General features: G+C 61.1%; 21 protein-coding genes. 13 read left to right on the top strand and 8 right to left on the bottom strand.

Features of this window, described 5'->3' with window-relative positions; all coding sequences use genetic code 11:
• Positions 1-35: 35 nt before the first annotated feature.
• Positions 36-1,034, top strand: a complete 999-nt coding sequence (locus G5229_RS07995; RefSeq protein ID WP_216952682.1) for a sensor domain-containing diguanylate cyclase — start codon at positions 36-38, stop codon at positions 1,032-1,034.
• 75 nt (positions 1,035-1,109) lie between these two features.
• Here G5229_RS07995 and G5229_RS07990 read toward each other — a convergent pair whose 3' ends face one another.
• Positions 1,110-1,736 (bottom strand): porin family protein, encoded by a 627-nt coding sequence (locus tag G5229_RS07990; RefSeq protein WP_421208927.1) that lies wholly within the window; start codon positions 1,734-1,736, stop codon positions 1,110-1,112.
• Between the two features lie 1,276 nt (positions 1,737-3,012).
• Here G5229_RS07990 and G5229_RS07985 point away from each other — a divergent pair.
• Positions 3,013-3,777 (top strand): helix-turn-helix domain-containing protein, encoded by a 765-nt coding sequence (locus G5229_RS07985; RefSeq protein ID WP_005336490.1) that lies wholly within the window; start codon positions 3,013-3,015, stop codon positions 3,775-3,777.
• Between the two features lie 150 nt (positions 3,778-3,927).
• On the opposite strand, the gene G5229_RS07980 is transcribed toward G5229_RS07985, so the two are convergent.
• Positions 3,928-4,692, bottom strand: a complete 765-nt coding sequence (locus G5229_RS07980) for a UTRA domain-containing protein (RefSeq protein ID WP_088868366.1) — start codon at positions 4,690-4,692, stop codon at positions 3,928-3,930.
• A 264-nt stretch (positions 4,693-4,956) separates the two neighbouring features.
• Here G5229_RS07980 and G5229_RS07975 point away from each other — a divergent pair, with 264 nt between their 5' ends.
• Genes G5229_RS07975 through G5229_RS07950 form a run of 6 tightly spaced genes read left to right on the top strand, consistent with a single transcriptional unit; the run spans position 4,957 to position 10,236 of the window.
• A complete protein-coding gene (locus G5229_RS07975) occupies positions 4,957-6,018 on the top strand; it encodes an ABC transporter substrate-binding protein (protein WP_005355254.1) in 1,062 nt (353 codons plus the stop codon).
• Between the two features lie 9 nt (positions 6,019-6,027).
• Positions 6,028-6,861, top strand: a complete 834-nt coding sequence (locus tag G5229_RS07970; protein ID WP_421208926.1) for an alkaline phosphatase family protein — start codon at positions 6,028-6,030, stop codon at positions 6,859-6,861.
• Positions 6,861-7,760 (top strand): ABC transporter permease, encoded by a 900-nt coding sequence (locus G5229_RS07965; protein WP_421208925.1) that lies wholly within the window; start codon positions 6,861-6,863, stop codon positions 7,758-7,760. The genes G5229_RS07970 and G5229_RS07965 overlap by 1 nt, the downstream gene beginning before the upstream one ends.
• The gene (locus G5229_RS07960) at positions 7,753-8,529 is read left to right on the top strand and encodes an ABC transporter permease (RefSeq protein ID WP_204380513.1); all 777 of its coding nucleotides are present in this window, start codon (positions 7,753-7,755) and stop codon (positions 8,527-8,529) included. Before G5229_RS07965 ends, G5229_RS07960 begins: the two co-directional genes overlap by 8 nt.
• A 6-nt stretch (positions 8,530-8,535) precedes the next feature.
• Positions 8,536-9,543, top strand: a complete 1,008-nt coding sequence (locus G5229_RS07955) for an ABC transporter ATP-binding protein (protein WP_158110437.1) — start codon at positions 8,536-8,538, stop codon at positions 9,541-9,543.
• A gap of 39 nt (positions 9,544-9,582) precedes the next feature.
• Positions 9,583-10,236, top strand: coding sequence for an HAD family hydrolase (locus G5229_RS07950; RefSeq protein ID WP_421208924.1), 654 nt, complete (start codon positions 9,583-9,585; stop codon positions 10,234-10,236).
• Positions 10,237-10,371: 135 nt separating this feature from the next.
• Here G5229_RS07950 and G5229_RS07945 read toward each other — a convergent pair whose 3' ends face one another.
• A complete protein-coding gene (locus tag G5229_RS07945; RefSeq protein WP_421205727.1) occupies positions 10,372-11,970 on the bottom strand; it encodes a sensor domain-containing diguanylate cyclase in 1,599 nt (532 codons plus the stop codon).
• A gap of 83 nt (positions 11,971-12,053) precedes the next feature.
• Between G5229_RS07945 and G5229_RS07940 the strand changes: the two genes are divergently transcribed.
• Positions 12,054-12,494: a DUF2214 family protein gene (locus G5229_RS07940; RefSeq protein ID WP_421205725.1), complete on the top strand. Its 441-nt coding sequence runs from the start codon at positions 12,054-12,056 to the stop codon at positions 12,492-12,494.
• Positions 12,495-12,566: 72 nt separating this feature from the next.
• Entirely contained in the window at positions 12,567-13,466 is a 900-nt protein-coding gene (locus G5229_RS07935) for a DMT family transporter (RefSeq protein ID WP_216952690.1), read from the top strand.
• Positions 13,467-13,530: 64 nt separating this feature from the next.
• On the opposite strand, the gene G5229_RS07930 is transcribed toward G5229_RS07935, so the two are convergent.
• The 3 genes from G5229_RS07930 to G5229_RS07920 all read right to left on the bottom strand — a co-directional run bounded on the left by G5229_RS07930 (position 13,531) and on the right by G5229_RS07920 (position 15,861).
• Entirely contained in the window at positions 13,531-14,157 is a 627-nt protein-coding gene (locus G5229_RS07930; RefSeq protein ID WP_421205724.1) for a glutathione S-transferase family protein, read from the bottom strand.
• Positions 14,158-14,263: 106 nt separating this feature from the next.
• The gene (locus tag G5229_RS07925) at positions 14,264-15,532 is read right to left on the bottom strand and encodes an O-acetylhomoserine aminocarboxypropyltransferase/cysteine synthase family protein (protein WP_005336464.1); all 1,269 of its coding nucleotides are present in this window, start codon (positions 15,530-15,532) and stop codon (positions 14,264-14,266) included.
• Between the two features lie 152 nt (positions 15,533-15,684).
• Entirely contained in the window at positions 15,685-15,861 is a 177-nt protein-coding gene (locus G5229_RS07920) for a hypothetical protein (protein WP_216952692.1), read from the bottom strand.
• A 100-nt stretch (positions 15,862-15,961) separates the two neighbouring features.
• Between G5229_RS07920 and sgrR the strand changes: the two genes are divergently transcribed.
• Genes sgrR through G5229_RS07905 form a run of 3 tightly spaced genes read left to right on the top strand, consistent with a single transcriptional unit; the run spans position 15,962 to position 18,870 of the window.
• Positions 15,962-17,680, top strand: a complete 1,719-nt coding sequence (gene sgrR / locus G5229_RS07915; RefSeq protein WP_421208923.1) for an HTH-type transcriptional regulator SgrR — start codon at positions 15,962-15,964, stop codon at positions 17,678-17,680.
• Positions 17,681-17,728: 48 nt separating this feature from the next.
• Positions 17,729-18,124, top strand: coding sequence for an acyl-CoA thioesterase (locus G5229_RS07910; protein WP_216952694.1), 396 nt, complete (start codon positions 17,729-17,731; stop codon positions 18,122-18,124).
• A 44-nt stretch (positions 18,125-18,168) separates the two neighbouring features.
• Positions 18,169-18,870, top strand: a complete 702-nt coding sequence (locus tag G5229_RS07905; RefSeq protein ID WP_216954488.1) for a hypothetical protein — start codon at positions 18,169-18,171, stop codon at positions 18,868-18,870.
• A gap of 44 nt (positions 18,871-18,914) precedes the next feature.
• Here G5229_RS07905 and G5229_RS07900 read toward each other — a convergent pair whose 3' ends face one another.
• Together G5229_RS07900 and G5229_RS07895 are read right to left on the bottom strand one after the other, a co-directional pair.
• A complete protein-coding gene (locus G5229_RS07900) occupies positions 18,915-19,655 on the bottom strand; it encodes a lipase secretion chaperone (RefSeq protein WP_421208922.1) in 741 nt (246 codons plus the stop codon).
• Positions 19,652-20,563 (bottom strand): lipase family alpha/beta hydrolase, encoded by a 912-nt coding sequence (locus tag G5229_RS07895; RefSeq protein WP_216954489.1) that lies wholly within the window; start codon positions 20,561-20,563, stop codon positions 19,652-19,654. Before G5229_RS07895 ends, G5229_RS07900 begins: the two co-directional genes overlap by 4 nt.
• Positions 20,564-20,623 lie beyond the last annotated feature (60 nt).

Raw genomic sequence — 20,623 nt, 5'->3', positions numbered from 1 at the left:
GCCCCAGCGGGGCGGCAATACAAGGATGGTCTCCCATGCTGCAGGACAGCGACACGATCAGGATCTCGGATGTCAGCGAAGCCGTGGTACATGGCATTCTCGAGGTGATCAGCGATGGCATCTGGGACTGGAATGCCAACACCGGTTTCGTCTATCGCAACCCGGGCTGGTACCGGATGCTGGGCTACGAGCCCCATACTCTAGGCAACAATGTCTTCACCTGGGAGAGTGTGATCCACCCCGACGACATGGATCGGGTGATGGCGAGCTTCGATGCCTATCTGAGCGGCGCCGCCCCCGACTACCGGGTCGAGTATCGCTGCCGCAGTCGCGGCGGAGACTATATCTGGATCGAGGATTGCGGCCGCATCATAGAGCGCAATCCCGATGGGTCTGTGGCGCGGATGATCGGCGCCCATCGCAATATCCACGCCAGCAAGTTGCTGCTGGAGCAGCTGGAGCTGCGCAATCAGTCGCTGGAGCAACTGGTGGCGGAGCGCACCGCCGAGCTGGTGCGAGTCAACGAGGCACTGCAACAGAGGGTGGAGGAGAATCGTCAGCTGGCGGAGACTGATGCCCTGACCGGTGCCGCCAGCCGCTATCGGCTGGAGCGGGCGTTGCAGCTGGAGTGCGAACGGGCGCGCCGCTTTCACTTGCCTTTTACCGTGATTGCCATGGATGTGGACAACTTCAAGCAGATCAATGACAGCTATGGCCACAATATCGGGGATCAGACCCTGATCAACATAGTGGCGCTGGTGCGCGACCATATCCGCGAGATTGATCTGCTGGCTCGTTGGGGTGGCGACGAGTTTATGGTGCTGCTGCCCAATACCGGCCGTGAAGATGCGTTGGTGGTGGCGAACAAGTTTCAGGCGTTGATGGTGACGAACCCCATCTGTCCCCGCGGTGTCACCACCATGAGCTTCGGAGTGGCGGAGTATCAGCAGGGTGAGCAGAAGGAGAGTCTGATGGTGCGTGCCGATCGGGCGCTCTATCAGGCCAAGCAGCAGGGCAAGAATCAGATCTGCTGATGGCACATCAGCCAATAGAAGGGCCGCAGGCGTGAAACCTGTGGCCCTTTTGCATTGTTACTGACGCGGCGCGACTTAGAAGTGGTAGCGCAGACCCAGCTTGAGGGTATCCAGAGAGTAGTGCTCATCACCCAGGCTCAGGGCGTTGAACTGGCGCTCGTAACCGATACCGGCAGAGAAGCTGTCGTTGAAGGCGTAGTCCAGACCCACTTCCAGATTGGGGTGTACCTTGCTCTTGGTTTCGCTGCCACTTACCTGACCGCTCATACCGAGGATGGTGGCATTGCCGACAACTTCCACTTCGGTGCGAGTGTAAGCGATACCCGGTTTGGCATAGGCGCTGAAGCCCCAGGCCAGCGGATGGCTCAGCTTGGCGGCCAGGCTGATGCTGCGGGTGTCGATGGTGGTGTCGGCAAAACCGGTTGCCCCCTGAGAGGTCACCCAGATCAGCTGCTCCATCTGTTGGGCGTGCAGGCCACCTTCAATGGCCAGCCAGGGTTTGAAGCTGTAACCGACGATCAGGCTGCCGCCGTCGAGCTGGTCGTCGATCACTTTGGCGTCATAGGCGCGCTGGAGGTCACCGTCGAGATCCATCTTGGAGGTGGTCAGATCCAGACCTGCATACCAGCCTTCGGCATGGGCGCCGCCATTCATGGCCAGAGCAAGCAGGGAGAAAGCGGCAATTTTATTAAACTTGTTCATGGATAAATAACCTTGTGTTGCGTGAACTGCGTGTAATTTATATTGCTCAATCCATGAAGCTTTTTATATTTCCGTCATCGCTCTGCTTTCACAGAGGGGCCGCAGTATAGTCAGCACATTTCTGAATAACAAGAGAGTGGTTTCCCCATCATTATAAATATGACTGGCTGCAAGCAGGGCCATTTTGTTTAATAAATGGTGTTATTAGAGTTTTAGCTTTATTGAGGTTTAAATAATTAACTGGTGAGGCAAATGACCGGCTGCGAGTTCTATTTTGATTCTATGTGATTGATTTTTATCAGCATTGAATTTTCATTCGAGCGTGGCCATGATGAGCCGTCTAAAAATTGGCATCTCAGATGTCACTGATTGGCATCAGGTTCTTTTCGATGATTTTTTGAACGCATCACAAGGTGAAACCGTGAGAAAAAAATTTCTCTCTTTGCCTGTTTTTTGCTCTTTTTGAGGTTTGGGATTGTTCCCATTGTAACTTTTGGTGGTCTTTTGAGGCTGTTTTTGCGTGGGCTATGCTACCCACCAGATACGCGAATGGGCGCTTGTGGGTGGCTTTTCTCTTCACCCGGTAGCAGTTGTTGGGGTGGGCATGGGGTGTGATAAGCAGATATGGGGCGTGCGGCCCGATTAATTTTGTTTGCTTATATATGCAAGCCATTTAAAAGATAAGTTTTTGATGTTTTAAATTACTTGATTATATTTGTTTTTATATTGAGTGAAGCTTTCCAAGTAAGCCATTTAAATATATTTAATGGCAATGAGACGGTATTAAGGATCGTTTAGGATACCTTGCCAGAGAGGTCGTAGTGGCTGGCGCATCAGTGGGCGGCGGGTGGCCTGTGACACTTCCCCTTGCCGGGGCCCTTGACCTGACCTGCGAATTCAGGGAAAAGAAAAGGGCGGTGCTATCAGCGCCGCCCAATGCCAGGAAAGAGAAAAAACCTTGCGGTTTAAAAGATAAAAATTTGGAAGCAAACAATCGATTTCTCAACCAGGAAGGGTCTTGAATTCGATACGTTTCGATTATGCGCGATGTTCTATGCAGCACTAGCAAAATGTTTGCGGGTTGAAAGATATGCACTGTCTGGTGTCAGATTTTGCGACCTCATCGTTCAACTGGTCTGTCCTGATGGGCGTTGTAGGCGATTTTTTCTCTAGGCTGTTTTTTCGGTGTCAATATCTGAGCCTTGAAGGTAAAAACAGGTCAGAAGCTGACTCGGCATAACCATGCAATGAAAGTGCGATAACAAGGAAGAGTGGCATGACCTACAGCCAGACCCTGGCCAACAATATTCTCGACACCCTGAAGAAGACCCTGACCGACAAGGGGATCCGCTATCAGACCCTGGCAGAAGCCATGGGTGTCTCCATCGCGACCGTGAAACGGATGATGAACAAGCCCTCGCTGCCGTTTGATACTCTGCTGGAGATCTGCCATCTGGTGGGTCTCTCGTTCGAGGAGTTGCTGGATCGCACTCAGGACGCCCAGAGCCGCCGCGCCGTCTTTACCCAGGAGCAGGACGAGGCGTTTCACAATGAGCCGGGGCTCTACGCTTTTCTCGCCAATATCTTCTGGCGCGACAAGACGCTGATCGATCTCAAGCGGGAGTACGGCCTGACCGATGCCTCCTGCTACCTCTATCTGCGCAAGCTGGAGAAGCTCGGCATTTTGCAGCTTGGTATCGACAACAGTTACCACTTCCTGATCAGCGAGCGGATCAGCTTCGAGCAGCACAGCCGTTTCGCCCGCCAGCAGGCACGGCAGGCGATGTCGGTGCTGGGGGAGTATCTGGTGGAGAACATGCACAAGTCGAACAACTATATGGCGCTCTGCCAGTTGCACCTCAACGAGGGGGAGGCGATGGCGCTGATCGACCGGATGAAGGAGTACTGGCATCAGGAGATCAAGCTCAACCGCCCCGCCATCGGCCAGCAGGAGCACGCCAAGACCTACACCATGTCGCTGCAACTGGCCGACTGCGGCTACCAGAGCTTCGACGACATGATCCCCAATATCGACAACTGATCCCGGCGGATCCTGCGGGATCCGCCATGTTGGAGTCTGGTTATTCCTTGAGTTGAACGGTATGCGATCTGCTTGCGACCGGTTGCAGCACCCGGTTATCGAGGCCGATGCGGATCGCCACTGTGCTCGACAGTGCTCTGGATATTTTCCCTAATCGGCGACCCGGGTTTGTTGCAGCTTGCCTGCGAGCGGCTGCAACGCTCGCGTATCCAGACAGATACGGATCGCATCCGGCCGCCAGTGCTCGATATCGCAATCTACCAGACCGCCCCGCTCGTCGTAATTGACCCGCACCAGCCGCAGCACCGCGCTCCCCTCTGCCAGATTGAGGGCGCGGGCGATGGCGCCGCGCGCCGCCGAGGGGGTGATCTCGAGACTCGCCCCACCCTGGCCTATGCCATAGCGCTGCTGATAGAGCTCGGTGAGGGAGCTGGCCAGCGGCGCGCTGGCGATATCGGGAAAGCGGCTCGCCAGCAGGTGGTGGCTGACATGCAGCACCGGGCGGCCGTCGATCAGCCGCTGGCGGCGGATCTCATAAAGTGGAGTGAAGGGTTCCAACCCCATCCAGCGGCACAGCTCGCTGCTGGCAAGCTCGCTGCCATGGGCCAGCACCCGGGTTTCGGCGGTGCGTTGCTGCTCGCCGATCCACTGGTGAAAGTGGGTGTGGATGGCGGGATCGTAGGTGAGGCGGGGTGGCGCCACAAACCAGCCGCGCCGCTCGGCCCGGTAGATAAGGCCGTCTGCTTCGAGGCTGGAGAGCGCCTCCTTGATGGTGATGCGGGTGGTGGCAAAGCGCTCGCTCAGGGCCCGCTCGGCGGGTAGCTGCTGCCCGGCCCCCAACTGGCCGCTGCCGATATAGCGGCGCAGAGTCTGGCAAATCTGTTCGCACTTGGAGGAGACGCGGCCATCGGCCATGCTCTGTTCGTTCACTCTCTGCTCGCTCAATCTCGGCTCGGTCACACTCTTGTCCCTGTTGCTTATTCAGAAGGCGGGTGGCTGGCCAATCCCTTACTGGAATAGTCCAGCCTCACTCGGGTTCAGAGTTGTAACTGCTGTGGATGACAGCGCCATGACAGGGTGATTGTCATCAAACTGCCATTAAAGCGCCCCGCCACCGTCACAATTCCCCTCTAGCATCCCTCTCGAACCTTAACTGACCTAGTCCAGAGGGATGGGATGATGAAAAGCGTGATCGCAAGTGCACTGGCCATGGTGGCCATCAGCCAACCGTTGTTTGCCACAAATAGCTATGCAGCCGAAAATATCGCGGATCTCGAAAAGGCCGCCCGTGGCGAAGGCCAGCTCCACAGCATCGGCATGCCCGACAGCTGGGCCAACTGGAAGGATACCTGGCAGCAGCTGGGCAGCATCTACGGCATCAAGCATCAGGATACCGACATGAGCTCGGCGCAGGAGATCGCCAAGTTCGCCGCCGAGAAGGCCAATGCCACCGCCGATATCGGTGACGTGGGCGGCGCCTTCGGTCCGGTTGCGGTCAAGCAGGGTGTTACCCAACCCTACAAACCCTCCACCTGGGCCGATATTCCCAACTGGGCCAAGGACGCCGACGGTCACTGGATGCTGGCCTATACCGGCACCATCGCCTTCCTGATCAACAAGGATCTGGTCAAGGCCGCCCCCACCAGCTGGCAATCCCTGCTGGGTGGCGACTACAAGGTGACCCTGGGTGATGTGGGCGTAGCCTCCCAGGCCAACAACGGCGTGCTGGCGGCGGCCTATGCCACCGGCGGCAGCGAGAAGAATCTGAAACCTGCACTGGAGCTGTTCGGCCAGCTGGCCAAGCAGGGTCGTCTCTCCCTGAACGATCCGACCATCGCCAACATCGAGAAGGGCGAGGTGGAAGTGGGTGTGCTGTGGGACTTCAACGCCCTCAACTACCGCGACCAGATCGACCCCAAGAAGTTTGATGTGGTGATCCCGAGTGACGGTTCAGTCATCGCCGGTTACACCACCATCATCAACAAGTGGGCCAAGAACCCCAACGCCGCCAAACTGGCGCGGGAATACATCCTCTCCGATGCCGGTCAAATCAACCTGGCCCGCGGCTACGCTCGCCCGATCCGCAGCAACGTGACTTTGCCGGATGATGTGAAGGCCAAGCTGCTGCCAGCCGAGCAGTATGCCAATGCCAAGCCGGTTCAGGATCACGCCGCCTGGGAGCAGAGCTCCAAAGCCCTGCCGCGCCAGTGGCAAGAAACCGTCATGATCAACATGCAGTAAGGGAATCCAGTGCAACACAAGGTGATAGTGGTACTTGTGGATGGTCTGGCAGCCGAGGTAGCCCACACCATGGGCTACCTCGGTGGCATGGTGGAGGCGGGGCGGGGCCTGCATACGACCCTGAATGCTGCCCTGCCGTCTCTCTCCCGACCCCTCTACGAGTGCATCCTGACCGGCGTGCCGCCGGTGGTGAGCGGCATCACCCACAACGGGGTGAGTCGCCTCAGTCTGCATGACTCCATCTTCCATCTGGCCCGCGCTGCGGGTAAACGCACCGCAGCGGCGGCCTATTACTGGGTGAGCGAACTCTACAACCGCAGCCCCTGGCTGGCAGCCCGCGATCGCTTCACCCATGACGAGCGACTGCCCATCCAGCACGGCTGTTTCTACTGGGATGACGGCTACCCCGACAGCCACCTGTTGATGGATGGCGAGTGGCTGCGCAGCCAGTACGACCCCGATTTTCTCCTGATCCATCCCATGGGGGTGGACAACGCTGGCCACCAGTTCGGCCTCGACTCCCGTCAGTACCGCAATCAGGCGCGCCGGATGGACAGCCTGCTGGCCGACCTGCTGCCCCAGTGGCTGGCACAGGGATATCAGGTGGTGATCACCTCGGATCACGGCATGAACAACGACTTGAGCCACGGCGGCACCCTGACCGAAGAGCGCACCGTGCCGCTCTGGCTGTTTGGCGATGCATTTATCGAGCGCTGGCCGGATGGGGTAGTGATCGCCCAGACCCAGCTCTGCGCCTTGATGGCCGATCTGCTGGGAGTTTCCCACGACAAGCCGGGCTGCCCGCCACTGCTCAAGGCCGCCTTCCTGCGGGAGGTACACTGATGATGCCCGCCACCACCGAGATCCTGGCGGATCAACCGGCCGTCACCCGGCGCCGGGCTCGCCGTCACTGGCTGCCCGCCCTGGTGCTGCTGCCGTTCGTTCTCCTGATGATCCTGTTCCAGCTCGCCCCCATGGTGTGGGTGCTGGTGGGCAGTTTCCAGACCCCGGATGGCTGGGGCATCGACTACTACCGGGAGATTTTGAGCTCCCCCTTCTACCTGCAATCGTTCGGCAACTCGCTGCGCATCGCCGGTATCGCCAGTCTGGCGGGGCTTGCCATCGGCACCCTCGGGGCAGCGGCGCTGCGCCACAGTGGCGAGCGGGTAAAACGGCTGCTGCTGGCCTTTGTCACCATGACCGGCAACTTCAGCGGGGTGCCGCTGGCATTCGCCTTTATCATCATTCTCGGCATCAATGGTGCGGTGACCCTGCTGCTGAAATCCTGGGGATTGATCGACGGCTTCAACCTCTACTCGGGGTCGGGCCTTATTCTCATCTACACCTATTTCCAGATCCCGCTCGCCCTGCTGCTGCTCTACCCGGCCTTCGATGCGCTGCAGGATGAGTGGCCGCAAGCGGCCGCGCTGCTCGGCGCGAGTAAGGGGCAATATGTGTGGCACGTGGCGCTGCCGGTGCTGACGCCTGCGCTGCTTGGCACCCTGATCATCCTGTTTGCCAACGCGGTGGGGGCCTATGCCTCTGCCTACGCCCTCACTACTGGAAACTTCAATCTGGTGACCATCCGGGTGGCGAGTCTGGTCTCCGGCGACATCTTTCTCGAGCCCAATATGGCGGCGGCGCTGGCGGTGATCCTGATGGTGCTGCTGGGGGTAGTGACGGCCGCCAACCAGTGGTTGCTGAAAAAGAGCTATGTGAACAAGGGGCAATCCCATGCATGATTTGACGCCGCGCTGGCCAAAGTGGGTGCTGGGTGGGCTGGTCGCCACCCTGCTGCTGCCGCTGCTGGCCACGTTTCTCTACTCCATCTCTACCCGCTGGGGGGCGACCCTGCTGCCGGATGGCTTCACCCTCGACTGGTATCTCAAGCTGTGGGGCGATCCGCGCTTTCTGGCGGCTTTTGGCCGAAGTCTCCTGGTCTGTGTCGCCACCCTGATGCTGGGGACCCTGGTGCTGGTACCGACCGTGCTGGTGGTGGCCTACTACTTCCCAAAGCTGGATCCCTGGATGAACCTGCTGATCCTGCTCCCCTTCGCGGTGCCACCTGTGGTCTCGTCGGTGGGGCTGCTGCAGATCTACGCCGATGGTGTTCTGCCCATTATCGGCACGCCGTGGATCCTGATCGGCACCTGGTTCACCGTGGTGCTCCCCTTCATGTACCGGGCACTGGCCAACAGCCTGCAAGGGGTGCCGCTCAGGGATTTGATGGATGCCGCCCATCTGCTGGGGGCCAGTAGTCGGCGCGCCTTTCTGTTGGTGGTGATCCCCTGCCTGCGCAAGGGATTGCTGGCGGCGCTGTTTCTCTCGCTCTCCTTCCTGCTCGGCGAGTTCGTGTTTGCCAACATGCTGGTGGGCACCCGTTACGAGACCCTGCAGGTCTACCTCTACAACATGCGCGCCACTTCTGGCCACTTCACCAGTGCGCTGGTGATGAGCTACTTCCTGCTGACTCTGCTGCTCACCTGGGCAGCCAACAGATTTCATCGGTGAATCAACATGTTCCATCTAGAAGTGAATCAACTGCACAAATCTTACGGCGATACGCCGGTGTTCGAGGGGATCGAATTCGGCATCCGCAAGGGGGAGCTGGTGACCCTGCTCGGCCCCTCCGGCTGTGGCAAATCCACCCTGCTGCGGGCGCTGGCGGGGCTCACTCCGGTGGATGGCGGTCAGGTGCGGGTGGCCGGTGAAGATATCACCTGGCAGGCGCCCCAGAAGCGGGGCATCGGCATGGTGTTCCAGAGTTATGCGCTGTTCCCCAACATGACGGTGTGGGACAACGTTGCCTTCGGCCTCAAGATGAAACCCCAGCCGGGACGGGATCTCGCCGCCAGCGTGCAGGAGGCGCTGGCGCTGGTGGAGCTGACCGGCTTCGAGCGCCGCTATCCGGCCGAGCTCTCCGGCGGCCAGCGCCAGCGGGTGGCGCTGGCCCGGGCACTGGTGGTGCAGCCGCGGATCCTGCTGCTGGACGAGCCGCTCTCGGCGCTGGATGCTCGCATCCGCCGCAGCCTGCGCCAGCAGATCCGCGAGATCCAGCAGCGGCTCGAACTCACCACCATCTTCGTGACCCACGATCAGGAGGAGGCGCTTACCATGTCGGATCGGATCTTCCTGATGAACAAGGGCTCCATCGTCCAGAGCGGCACGCCGGAGGAGATCTACACCCGCCCCGCCAGCGAGTTTGTGGCGGGCTTTATCGGCAACTACAACCTGCTCGGCGCCGAGCAGGGCAAGTCGCTGTTCGGCCCCCGTTTTCAGGGCAAGCTGGCGCTGCGGCCGGAGTCCATCACCCTGCTGCCCGCCGGGGCGACCAGCAGCGAACCCAGCCTGCCCGGCATCGTTCGCCAGCAACAGCTGCTCGGCAACGTGATCCGCTATCAGGTGGAGTGCGAGGCGGGGCTGTTGACGGTGGATTGCCTCAACCGCTCGGCTGGCGATCTGCTGGCCACCGGCAGTGCCGTGACCCTGGTGGTGGCCCGGGATCAACTCTGTGAGGTAGCATGAGGCCGCATTTCATTTCCATTTTCACTGCGAGGAGCGCCCATGGCACTGGCACTGTTTGATCTGGACGAGACCCTGATAGCGGGGGATTCTGCCAGCCTCTGGCTGGAGTACATGGTGGCCGAGGAGCTGGCCCCTGCCAGCATGATCGCCGAGGAGCAGGCCATGATGTCCCTCTACCATCAGGGCAAGATGGACATGCACCAGTACATGGCTTTCACCCTGCAACCGCTGGCGGGCAAGACGCGCCAGTGGCTCGACTCGCTCTCTACCCGCTTTGCCGAGCAGGTGCTGCGCGAGCGCCTCTACCCCGAGGGGTTGGCGCGCATCGAATGGCATCGGGAGCGGGGCGACGATCTGGTGCTCATCTCCGCCTCCGGCGAGCATCTGGTGGCCCCCATGGCGAAGATGCTGGGGATGGATCACTGCGTCGCCATCCTGCTCGATGAGGAGGAGGGGATGTTGACCGGCCAGACCCGCGGCACCCTCAGCTTTCGTGAAGGCAAGGTGGCCCGCATCAACCAGCTCTTTGCCGGCAGGGACCATCTCTGGCAGGGGAGCTTTGGTTATAGCGACTCTCACAACGATCTGCCCATGCTGCGGGCGGTGAGCCATCCCCATGCGGTCAATCCGGCCCCCGCGCTGCGTCAGCAGGCCGAGGAGCTGGGCTGGCCGGTGTGGGTGTGGCAGCGCTGAGTTGTGCGCTCAAACAGGCTCAATACACGGCAAAAATAGCGATATAAACAACAGAGAGAGGCCGTTGCCTCTCTCCTGTCTTCCTTTCCTGGTTGCGTTCATTCTGTCTCCCGCCACGATGACCGCCGAGTTGGCTCAAGGTGAGGAGGCCTCTTCCATCTGACCGTTGCCACGACGCTGGGGGAAGCAGATGCGATTTTTCCCCTCCCGCTTGGCCTGATAAACCCCGCTGTCGGCCAGTTCTATCAGCTCCTTGGTCGAGAGCCCGGAGTGGCTCAAGGCCACCCCGCCGCTGAGGGTAATGGTCAGTTCCGGCTCTCGCCACTCCAGTTGAGTGACCGCAAGTCTGAAGCTCTCCAGCAGCGAGGTGGCCTCACTCATTTGCATCTCCAGGCGCAAGATCAGCACCAGCTCCTCGCCACCGTAACGACAGAGCCAGCCCCACTGGTCAAACATTTTCATGCCCAGCTTGCTCACCCGTTTGAGCACTATATCCCCTGTTTGGTGGCCAAAGGTGTCGTTGACCTGTTTGAAGTTATCGAGATCGAACATCACCACGAGGAAGGGGGCACCGCTGCTGAGCTGTCTCTGCAGGCACTCGTCGAAGAAGCGGCGGTTGTAGAGACCGGTGAGTTTGTCCTGATTGGCTTGCTGGCGGATCTGGGCAAAGTCCTGACTGGCGGCATCCATCTCTTCATAGACCTTGGCCAGCTCCAGCATGCGGCTGCCATGATAGGCAATCCCGCCAGAGCGGCTGGTGCGGATCAGCAGGGTAATCTCCCCCAGCATGCGGCGGAAGTAGCGGGCCCAAAGCAGGGCTAGCAGCAGATAGAAAAAGCAGGCAACGGCAATCATCAGCTGCACGTTGATGGAGACGCTGTCGATCACCTGCTGCATGCTGGCGGTGGGCTCGACACTGAGCAGGAACCAGCGCTGCTCGGGGACACGGTAGTAGGAGACCATCATGCCGCTGGCATCGTCGAGGAAGAAACCTTGCGGCTGTTGCATGTGTGTCAGCCATTCAGGGTGGGTGAGCGGTTTGAATACCTGTTCGCGATCCGGGTGAGCCAGCACCAGCCCGTCATGGTTGATCAGGATCTGATAGCCCTTGCCCAGATGATGGCTCTGTTCATGCCGGTTGTTGAGCCAGTTGGCGAGCGGGGTGAGCTGGGTATCGAGGGAGAGCACCCCCACTCGCTTGCCGTCAGGGTCTTGAATTACCCGAGCCAGCGCCATGGTGAGGGTACCCAAGGTGTAGTCGTAATAGGGATCGGTCCAGACGATCCGGTTCGGGTGGCTGGCTGCCAGCAGATACCAGGGGCGAGTTCTGGGATCGAACTTCTCGTCCGCCTGCCAGGTGGGGTGGATCAGCATCTGGCGATGCTCGGTTCCTACATAGACGTAGTCGAGCTCCATCACCTCGTGATAGGCCTGCCACTGTTGCAGGTAGCGCTCGCCGTTACTGATCGCTGGGCTGCTGAAATCCTGATAATTTACCTGCTGATAAATAAGCGTAAACTGGCGTTTGAGGGTCTCCAGATAGGGTTCGAGCAGGGTATGGAGATATTGGGTGTTGCGGGCAATCAGGTTTTGTTGCTGCTCGAGGCGCAGGGTACGTTCCATATGCAGGTAGTAGATGCTGCCGAGCAACACTACGGGAATAAAGAGCAGGAGGAGGCCCAGCCGCATGCGGGTGATTAAAGACCAAGTGTGCTTGGGCTTGGCGGGGGACATGCACAGATCCTTTTCAGCTCGGGTGTCACCAGCATATATGATGCCGTCCCGCCCGTCTAAAGGCAGAAAATGAGATCCGTTCAATGCTGAACCCCACGTTGCTCCTGATGGCTCACTACGGCGGCATCATGCTGTTGATCCTGGCGCTCTGTGTCGAGTATCTGATCTTTCGTCGCGGCCTGAATATGTTGCGGGTGCACCGTCTGCTGCTGGCAGATGGGGTGGCGGCGCTGGCGCTCTTCTCCATCTTTGCCAGCGGTTGCCTGCTGGCCCTCGAACACGCCAGCTCGGTGGCGCAGCTCTTTGCTCATCCTGCCCACGGTCTCAAAGTGGGGTTGTTTCTGCTGATTGTCGGCTCCCTCGACTATCCCAGTCGCCTCTTCTATCGCTGGCGTCGTGCCCTGCGTCTGGGCAAGGCGCCGATGATCTCGATCCAGCAGTACTTCCGGGTGGTCTGGATCCTGCGGGGCAATCTGGTAATGGTCGCCCTGCTGGCCGTGCTGACAAAACAGCTATCGCTCTAAAGACAAGAGGGTAGGGAGGCAGGTATCTTGGATTGGATAACCCGTCACGCGCCGATTTAAGGAAGAATCGCCATGCGCTCCAATCTGATGTTGCTGATGGCTGCCACCATCTGGGGTATGGGCTTTGTCGCCCAGCGCCTCGGGATGGATCATATGGGGCCCTATACCTTCAATGGCCTGCGCTTTCTGCTCGGTGCCTTCTCCCTGCTGCCGCTGCTCTGGTGGCTCAAATCCCGTCAACCAGTGGTCGCCACTGGCGACCATCGCCAATTGCTGACCGGTGGTGTGCTGGCCGGACTGGTGCTGTTCTGTGCCGCATCCCTGCAGCAGGTGGGGCTGCTCTATACCACTGCCGCCAAGGCCGGTTTCATCACCGGGCTCTACATCATTCTGGTGCCGGTACTGGGGCTGCTGCTGCGGCACAAGACGGGTACCAATACCTGGATTGGAGCCCTCATTGCCCTGAGCGGGCTCTATGTGTTGAGCGTGACCGACGAGTTCACCATCGGTTTTGGCGATCTGCTGCAGGTGATTGGCGCCCTGTTCTGGGCGATCCATCTGCTGCTGGTGGATCACTACTCCAACCGGGTGGCCCCCATCAAGCTGGCTTGTGTGCAGTTTGTGGTGTGCGGCCTGCTCAGTCTCGCCACCGCCTTTGTCATCGAAACTCCGACCGTGGCTGGCGCAGTAGCTGGCTGGCAGGCGCTGCTCTATGCCGGGCTGGTGTCGGTCGGGGTGGGTTATACCCTGCAGGTGCTGGGGCAGCGGGGCGCCCATCCGGCCCACGCCGCCATCATCCTCAGTCTGGAGACCGTCTTTGCCGCCGTGGGGGGCGTATTGCTGCTGGATGAAACGCTGGACGAGCGTGCCATTGCCGGTTGCGCCCTGATGCTGGCGGGGATGCTGATCTCCCAGATCCGGCTGCGCTGGTGGTGGAAGTCGCGCCGGGACAAGGTGCCTGCGACCAAGTAAACCGCGCTCGCTGCATAACAAAAACGCCCCGACTATCGGGGCGTTTTGCATGGCGGCTGTTGGGTCAGGGGCGCTGATCCAGCTCGTGCTCCAGCTCTACCGCCTTCTGACGGGCCGGATGGGTATTGAGGCGTTCCCAATAGGCTTGCAGATGCGGGAAGTGGGCCAGCTGGCCGCTTTGCGCCAGCAGATCCACCAGGAAGGAGTTCATGATGTCGGCGCCGGAGAGGCGATCCCCCACCAGATAGTGGCGTTTCGCCAGTACCTCATTGAGGTAGCCCAGTACCTTGGCACACTCCGCCCTGGCGTAGTCCGGCAGGAAGCGCATCGGGCTGCCATCCTTGCGCACGAACATGTCGAGCAGCAGCGGCAGGATACCGGAGCTCTCGGCAAAGTGGAGCCACTGCAGATATTCGGCATACTCCGGGCTATCTGGTGCCGGTGCCAGCCGATCCGGGGCGTAGCGGGCGATCAGATACTCGGTGATGGCACCCGATTCCGCCAGCACCCGGCCGTCGAACTCGATGACGGGCGACTTGCCGAGGGGGTGGATGGCTTTTAGCTCGGGCGGTGCCAGAAAGGTGGTGGCATCGCGCTGATACGCCTTGATCTCATAGGGCTGGCCCAGCTCTTCGAGCAGCCAGATGATGCGTTGGGAGCGGGATTTGTTCAGGTGGTGCAGGACTATCATAACGACCTCGATTCGGTGGCAGGATGGGGTATACGAGCGGGTGAGGAGGGCGGTTCACCGGCAGTAAAAAAAGAGCGGGCTGATGCCCGCTCGCTCAACACCAGACTCAGGCCTCCAGCGCCTGATCCAGATCTGCCAGAATGTCCTCGATCGCCTCGATCCCTACCGAGAGCCGGATCATCTCAGGTTTGACTCCTGCCTTGGCCTGCTCCTCCTCGCTCAACTGGCGATGGGTGGTGGAGGCGGGGTGGCAGGCCAGCGACTTGGCATCGCCGATGTTGACCAACCGCTTGAAGATCTTGAGCGCATCGTAGAAGCGCACGCCCGCCTCGTAACCATCCTTCAGACCGAACGAGAGGATGGCCGAGGGGCGACCGGCCATGTACTTCTCTGCCAGCAGATAGTGGGGATGACCCGGCAGACCGGCGTAGCTGACCCAGGCCACCTTGGGGTGATGCTTGAGGTGATTGGCAACCCGCAGGGCGTTGTCCACGTGGCGTTCCATGCGCAGGCTCAGGGTCTCCAGCCCCTGCAGCAGCAGGAAGGCGTTCATTGGCGCCAGCGCTGCGCCGGTATTGCGCAGTGGCACTGTGCGTACCCGCCCGATAAAGGCGGCCGGGCCAAAGGCCTCGGTGTAGACCACCCCGTGGTAGGAGGGCTCCGGTTTGGTCAGCTGTGGGAAGCGCTCGGCGTGATCTGCCCAGGGGAACTTGCCCGAGTCGACGATGACGCCACCCAGCGAGTTGCCATGGCCGCCGACATATTTGGTGAGGCTGTGGACGACTATGTCAGCGCCATGTTCGATGGGTTTACAGAGCACCGGGGTGGCGACCGTGTTGTCGACGATGAGCGGCACGCCACGGGCATGGGCTGCCTTGGCCAGCGCGGCCAGATCGACGATGTTGCCCGCCGGGTTGCCGATGCTCTCGCAGTAGACCGCCTTGGTCTTGTCGTCGATGAGGGCGGCGATGGCTTCGGCGCTGTCATCCTTGGCGAAGCGCACCTCGACCCCGAAACTCGGCAGCATGTGGGCGAACAAGGTGTAGGTGCCGCCATAGAGCTGGGGCGTGGAGACAATGTTGTCACCGGCGGCGGTCAGCGCCTGAATGGCGTAGGTGATGGCGGCGGAACCTGCCGAGACCACCAGCGCGGCAATCCCTCCTTCCAGCGCGGCCATCCGCTGCTCCAGCACATCGTTGGTGGGGTTCATGATGCGGGTGTAGATGTTGCCCGGCACCGCCAGATTGAACAGATCCGCCCCGTGCTGGGCGCTCTCGAACTCGTAGGCCACCGTCTGGTAGATGGGCACGGCGACCGCCTTGGTGGTGGGGTCGCTGGAAAAGCCGTGGTGCAGGGCCAGGGTCGCATCTTTCATCACACACTCCTTGTTGGATGTTGCTTGTCGCAGTTATAGATGGATAGACGTCCAATCTATCAGGCCCGTGGCCGATGTAAACAGCAAGATCCGGCAAAGCAATGTCGCCCGCAGGGGATGCGCGTCCCGAGTGGCGGGCAGGCCTGCCGTGCTCAGAGGCGACGGCGATACTCCTTGTCATCGATCTGGTTCATATCCCACTGCATCAGGCGGTTGAGCTGCTGCATGGGATCCTCGATGAGCGCCAGCGGGCGCGGCAGGATCCGCTTGAAGTAACGGCGCAAGGTCTGCTGGACCCGGTTCGGTTTGAGGGGGTTGGCGTGGCTCATGATGGTGCTCCTCTACTGTGGTTCTCACGTTCATCAGCAGTATTGAGCTAAAATGCGGAAGTAAAAACTGATGACTTATAGCAACAGGATTTCCTCTTTTATGCCGACCGGTCGCCTTTACCAGCAATTTCAACGACTCGCCCAGCTGCTTGGCAGCGACGAGCGGGAGATCAGCCTCGCCGAGGTGGCGGATCTGCTCTGCTGCACCCCGCGCAACGCCCGCCTGCTGCTGCGGCGGATGCAGGATCAGGGCTGGCTCAGCTGGTCGGCGGAAGCGGGGCGGGGGCGGCGCTCCCGGCTCACCCTGCTCGATAGTCAGGAGAGCCTGACCCGGCGCCGCTTGCGAGATCTGCTCAGTCAGGGCCAGCTGGCACAGGCGGTGCGGCTGGCCGAGGATCGCCTCGATCTGCTCACCCCGCTGCTGATCGAACAGCTCGGTCAGGCCACCCGTGAGGGGCGCCAGATCCTGCGGGTGCCCTACTACCGGCCGCTGCCGCAGTTGCTGCCCACCGGCCCGATGCGCCGCTCCGAAATTCACCTGAGCCGCCAGATCTTCAACGGCCTCACCCGGCGAAATGAGGAAAATGGGGAAATCGAAGGGGATCTGGCCCACCACTGGGAGTGTCTGGGCCCCTGTCACTGGCGCTTCTATCTGCGCCCGGCGGTGCGCTTTCACCACGGCCGCGAGCTGGTGGTGGAGGATGTGATGGAGAGTCTGCTGGCCCTGCGGGATCGCCCGCTGTTCGCCCATCTGGATCGGCTGGAGAGCCCTTGGCCGCGCACGCTGGATCTCTATCTCGACAGCCCGGATCCCTGGCTGCCCCACCTGCTGGCGGAGCCGGTGGCGACCATTTTGCCACGGGAGCTCAAGGGGGAGGCGGGCTTTGCCCTGCAACCGGTGGGCACAGGCCCATACCGGGTGGCCGCCAACGATCCCCTGCATCTTTGCCTTGCGGCGTTTGACGACTACTTCGGCCTGCGCGCCCTGCTCGACGAGATCGATATCTGGATGCTGCCTGAGCTTGCGGAGCGACTGGAGACCCACCTGCAGCTGGGGCGCGACAGCCCTGAGCTCGGTACCATGCGCGGCGAATCGGAGCTGGAGTCGGGCTGCTACTTCCTGCTGCAGGACGATCGTTCCGGATCCTTGCAGGATCCCTCGCTGCGCCAGTGGCTCGGCCAGCTGCTCAATCCGGTAGCCCTGATGGGGCGGGTCGCCCCCGAGTTGCAACGGGGCTGGACCAGCGCCCTCGGTCTGCTGCCCCACTGGCGCGAAGCACTGCCCGCGCCCTTGCCCACACCGGCGCAGTTGCCGACGACCTTGGTGCTGGCCTGTTTCAACCAGCATCTGGAGTTCAACGAGTGCGCCAACGCCATGAGCAGCCTGCTGGCCGAACAGGGGATCCGACTCGAGGTGCGCACCCTCGATTACGGTCGTTGGGTGAGTGGCGAGGATGAAGACGTGGATCTCTGGCTCGGCACCCTCAACCTCGAACATGCCGGCCCCTTTGCCCCCTACGCCTGGTTGCAGGGCACCCCGTTGCTGCGCAAGGTGTGGAGCAGTCAGCATGAGTTGTGGCAAGGGTTGATGCAGTGGCGCGCCAGCGGTGAGGAGCCTGGCCCCCGCGCCCTGCTGGCAACTGTGCAGCAGCAGAGCTGGTTTGTGCCGCTGTTCCACCACTGGCTGGAGCTGGAGAGCCGGGTCGGCGTGCACGGGGTGCGGATGACGGCGCTCGGCTGGTTCGATTTTCGCAGCGCCTGGTTGCGGCCGGAACTGGCTGTCAGCACTTGGGATAAGACGGGGAGGCTTGAGTCCTGATGCGGGGCGCGTTAGCCTGATCGCGGTTCAATGACAAGGAGTCAACCCATGCTGGAAATGCAGATCCAGCCCCGCTTTCAGGAGACGGATGCCCTCGGCCATATCAACAATACGGTGCCGGCGGTCTGGTTCGAATCGGCGCGGGATCCCCTGTTCCGGATCTTTTCCCCCGATCTGGATGTGCATAACTGGCATCTGATCATCGCGGGCTATACGGTGCAGTTCAAACGGGAGCTGTTCTACGGCCAGCCGGTCACCATCAAGACCGGCGTGCGCCGCATCGGCACCAGCTCATTTACGGTCTGGCAGGAGGCCTGGCAGGGCGGCGAACTGGCCGTCACCGCCGAAACGACCCTGATCCATTTTGACTACCGGACCCGCCAATCCCTGCCCCTGAGCGATGTTCACCGGGAAGGGCTGCGGGCCTGGCTGACAGAGAGTTAACCACGGGCCGGATGGCCCATCACAGGAGTGTTATGTACAACTCAATGCGCAACACAGCGATCGCGCTGACCCTGGGATTCTGCTCCCTCCCTTCTCTGGCCGCTTCTCTCGCCGAGCAGTTTACCCTGATGGAGAAGGGGGCCGAGAGCGCCCTCGATATCCGTCAATTCAGCCATGACGGCGTCGATATCAAGGCCTGGATCGATGGCGCCCCCGTCATCATCGCCGTGCCCATCATGAACGAGCTGGGCAAGCTGGAAGGGGAGAGCCGCTACTACTTCAAGGGCGGCAAGCTGTTCGGGGTCAAAGAGCCCGCCGCCCAGTTCGCCTTTGACGACAGCGGCAAGCTGACCCAATGGCTGGACGAGAAGGGCCAGCCCGCCGAGTTTGTCAGCAAGATGAGCATGCAGCAGCGTCAGGAGTGGCTCACCAAGCGGGCCGCCGAGCTGAGCAAGCTGTTCGCGCCGAGCGCGGCCGAGCAGAGGGCGGCCAAGGGTGGCGTCAAGCTGAAGGGGGCGGATCTCGCTCACTGGCTCTGCAACGGCAAACTGATGGATCTTGCCCATGGCGACAAGGTGATCTTCGAGCAGGATAAGCTGAAGATTGGCGAGCAGGGGATCGAGGGGGAGGTCTCCCTGCGTCAGGATAAGGGGTGGCAGGAGTTGAGCCTCAAGTGCGAGGTGCAGGGCACTCAGGTGACCCGCCTCACCTGGCAATCTTTACCGGCAACCAACAAGCCGCAATAAGTGCACCACAGCAAGGGGCCCATCGTGGGCCCCTTGTCATTGGCTCATTGTTCCCCCAGCTTGAGCCGGGTGAGCGCCTCGACCCGGCGCCACTGTCCGGGTTCGAACCAGCGGGCCAGCAGCTCCTGTTGCTGTTCGGCCCGGGCCTCGTTCGGCAGTTGCCTGAGTTCGGCCAGAAAGCCGCTGAGCTGCTCCTCGAACCCTTGCCGGTTCTGCTCCAGCTGGCGCATCCGATCCACTGCTTCCGGCCCCCCCGTCTCCAGCAGCAGGGCATCCCGTTTGGCTGGCTCCATCTGTGCCAGCCCTTGCAACTCTTCAAGCAGGCGGCTGTTGGCCTCCGCCTCGCGAAACCAGCCCGGTTGCTCCGCCAGCCAGAGATCCAGCTCGCTGGCCAGCTGCGACTTGTCGCTGTCTCTTGCTTCCGCCAGCGCCCTGCGGCGCAGGGTCAGCTGCTCCATCAGTCGATCCTCGGCAAACAGCTGGGCCTGCTCGGCCGGGGTAAAGCTCTGCTGGCGCAGCTGCTCCCGCTCGTCAAACAGGATCTGCAAGCTGGCGAGGGAGATTTCGGTGGGCACCGTCAGGCTGCTCTGGGCGGAGACAAAGGTGCGATAGCGCGCCTGCAGGGCATCGGCGGCCTCCTGCTCGGGATCGTGCGGGTGGCTCTGTGCATGCTGATTGGTTTGAGCCTGTGATGAGTCTGCCGTCGGTGCTGTGGGCCAGAGCAACACCCCGCCAAGCAGCAGGGTGATGGCGCAGGGCACGACGAGCAGGGTGGCTATCTTCATAGTCCCAGCTCCTTGAGACGGTTGGCATGCTGGCGATAGAGGGTGACCGGATCGGTCTCGAACAGATGGTGGATGCCGAATGACTGGTTCACTTCGTCCAGATGGTTCATCCGGTAGTCGGTGCCGATCACCTTGCCGAGGTGACTGCTGCAGACTCCGACCAGCCCGTCATTGGGCTCCTTGAAGAAGGCGCCGGTCAGCGCCAGCGCAGGATCCACCGGATCCAGCAGATTGGTCAGGTTGCCGCGCCCGCTCCAGGAGAAGTAGTAGACGCCGTTGCTGGCCTGCATCGGCCCCTCGCCGCAATAGCGGCTGGGCAGCCCCTCCGGGTAGCGCTGGTTGAACTGGCTGGCCCCCTTGCTAGTGAGGGCATCGAGGGCGGCGACCGGATCTTGCGGCAGCTGGCTCCCGCCCGAGAGCAGCGAAATCATGTCGGAGAGGGCGTGGGCTGCGGCGGCCGCCAGCTTCTCAGCGGCCGAGCCGGGCGCCGCATTGGCCCGCACCAGATCGGCAATCTCTGAGCCGTAGTTGACCCCGCCGACGCTGGTGGCGGAGGCGACCAGCTCGGGGGCGACCGAAGCGACATAGCGGATGGTCGGGCCGCCATGGGAGTGGCCGATCAGGTTGACCTTCTCGGCGCCGGTGGCGGCCAGCAGCAGTTCAATCTGGGCGAGCAACTGCTCCCCCCGCTGCTCGGAGCTGGCGGTAGCAGATACCTGAGCCACGTAGACCTTGGCGCCATCGCGGCTCAGGGCTTGCGGAATGCCGTAGAAGTAATCGACCCCGAGCAGCTTGTCGAAGCCGAACAGGCCGTGCACCAGCACTATGGGGTAGCGGGTCTGGGTGTATCCGCTGGCGTGTGCCAGCATGGGCAGGGTGCAGAGCAGCACCAGAAGCCATCTCTTCATCATCAGCATCCTTGTTGATTCGTGAGGAACAGATTGTGTGGTGTACTCCATGTTCGCCGG

The organism is Aeromonas sp. 602396 (assembly GCF_049173735.1).
GTDB lineage: Bacteria > Pseudomonadota > Gammaproteobacteria > Enterobacterales > Aeromonadaceae > Aeromonas > Aeromonas veronii_A.
Note: the sequence above shows the minus strand (reverse complement) of the source record. Positions and strands in the feature narration are given on the sequence as shown.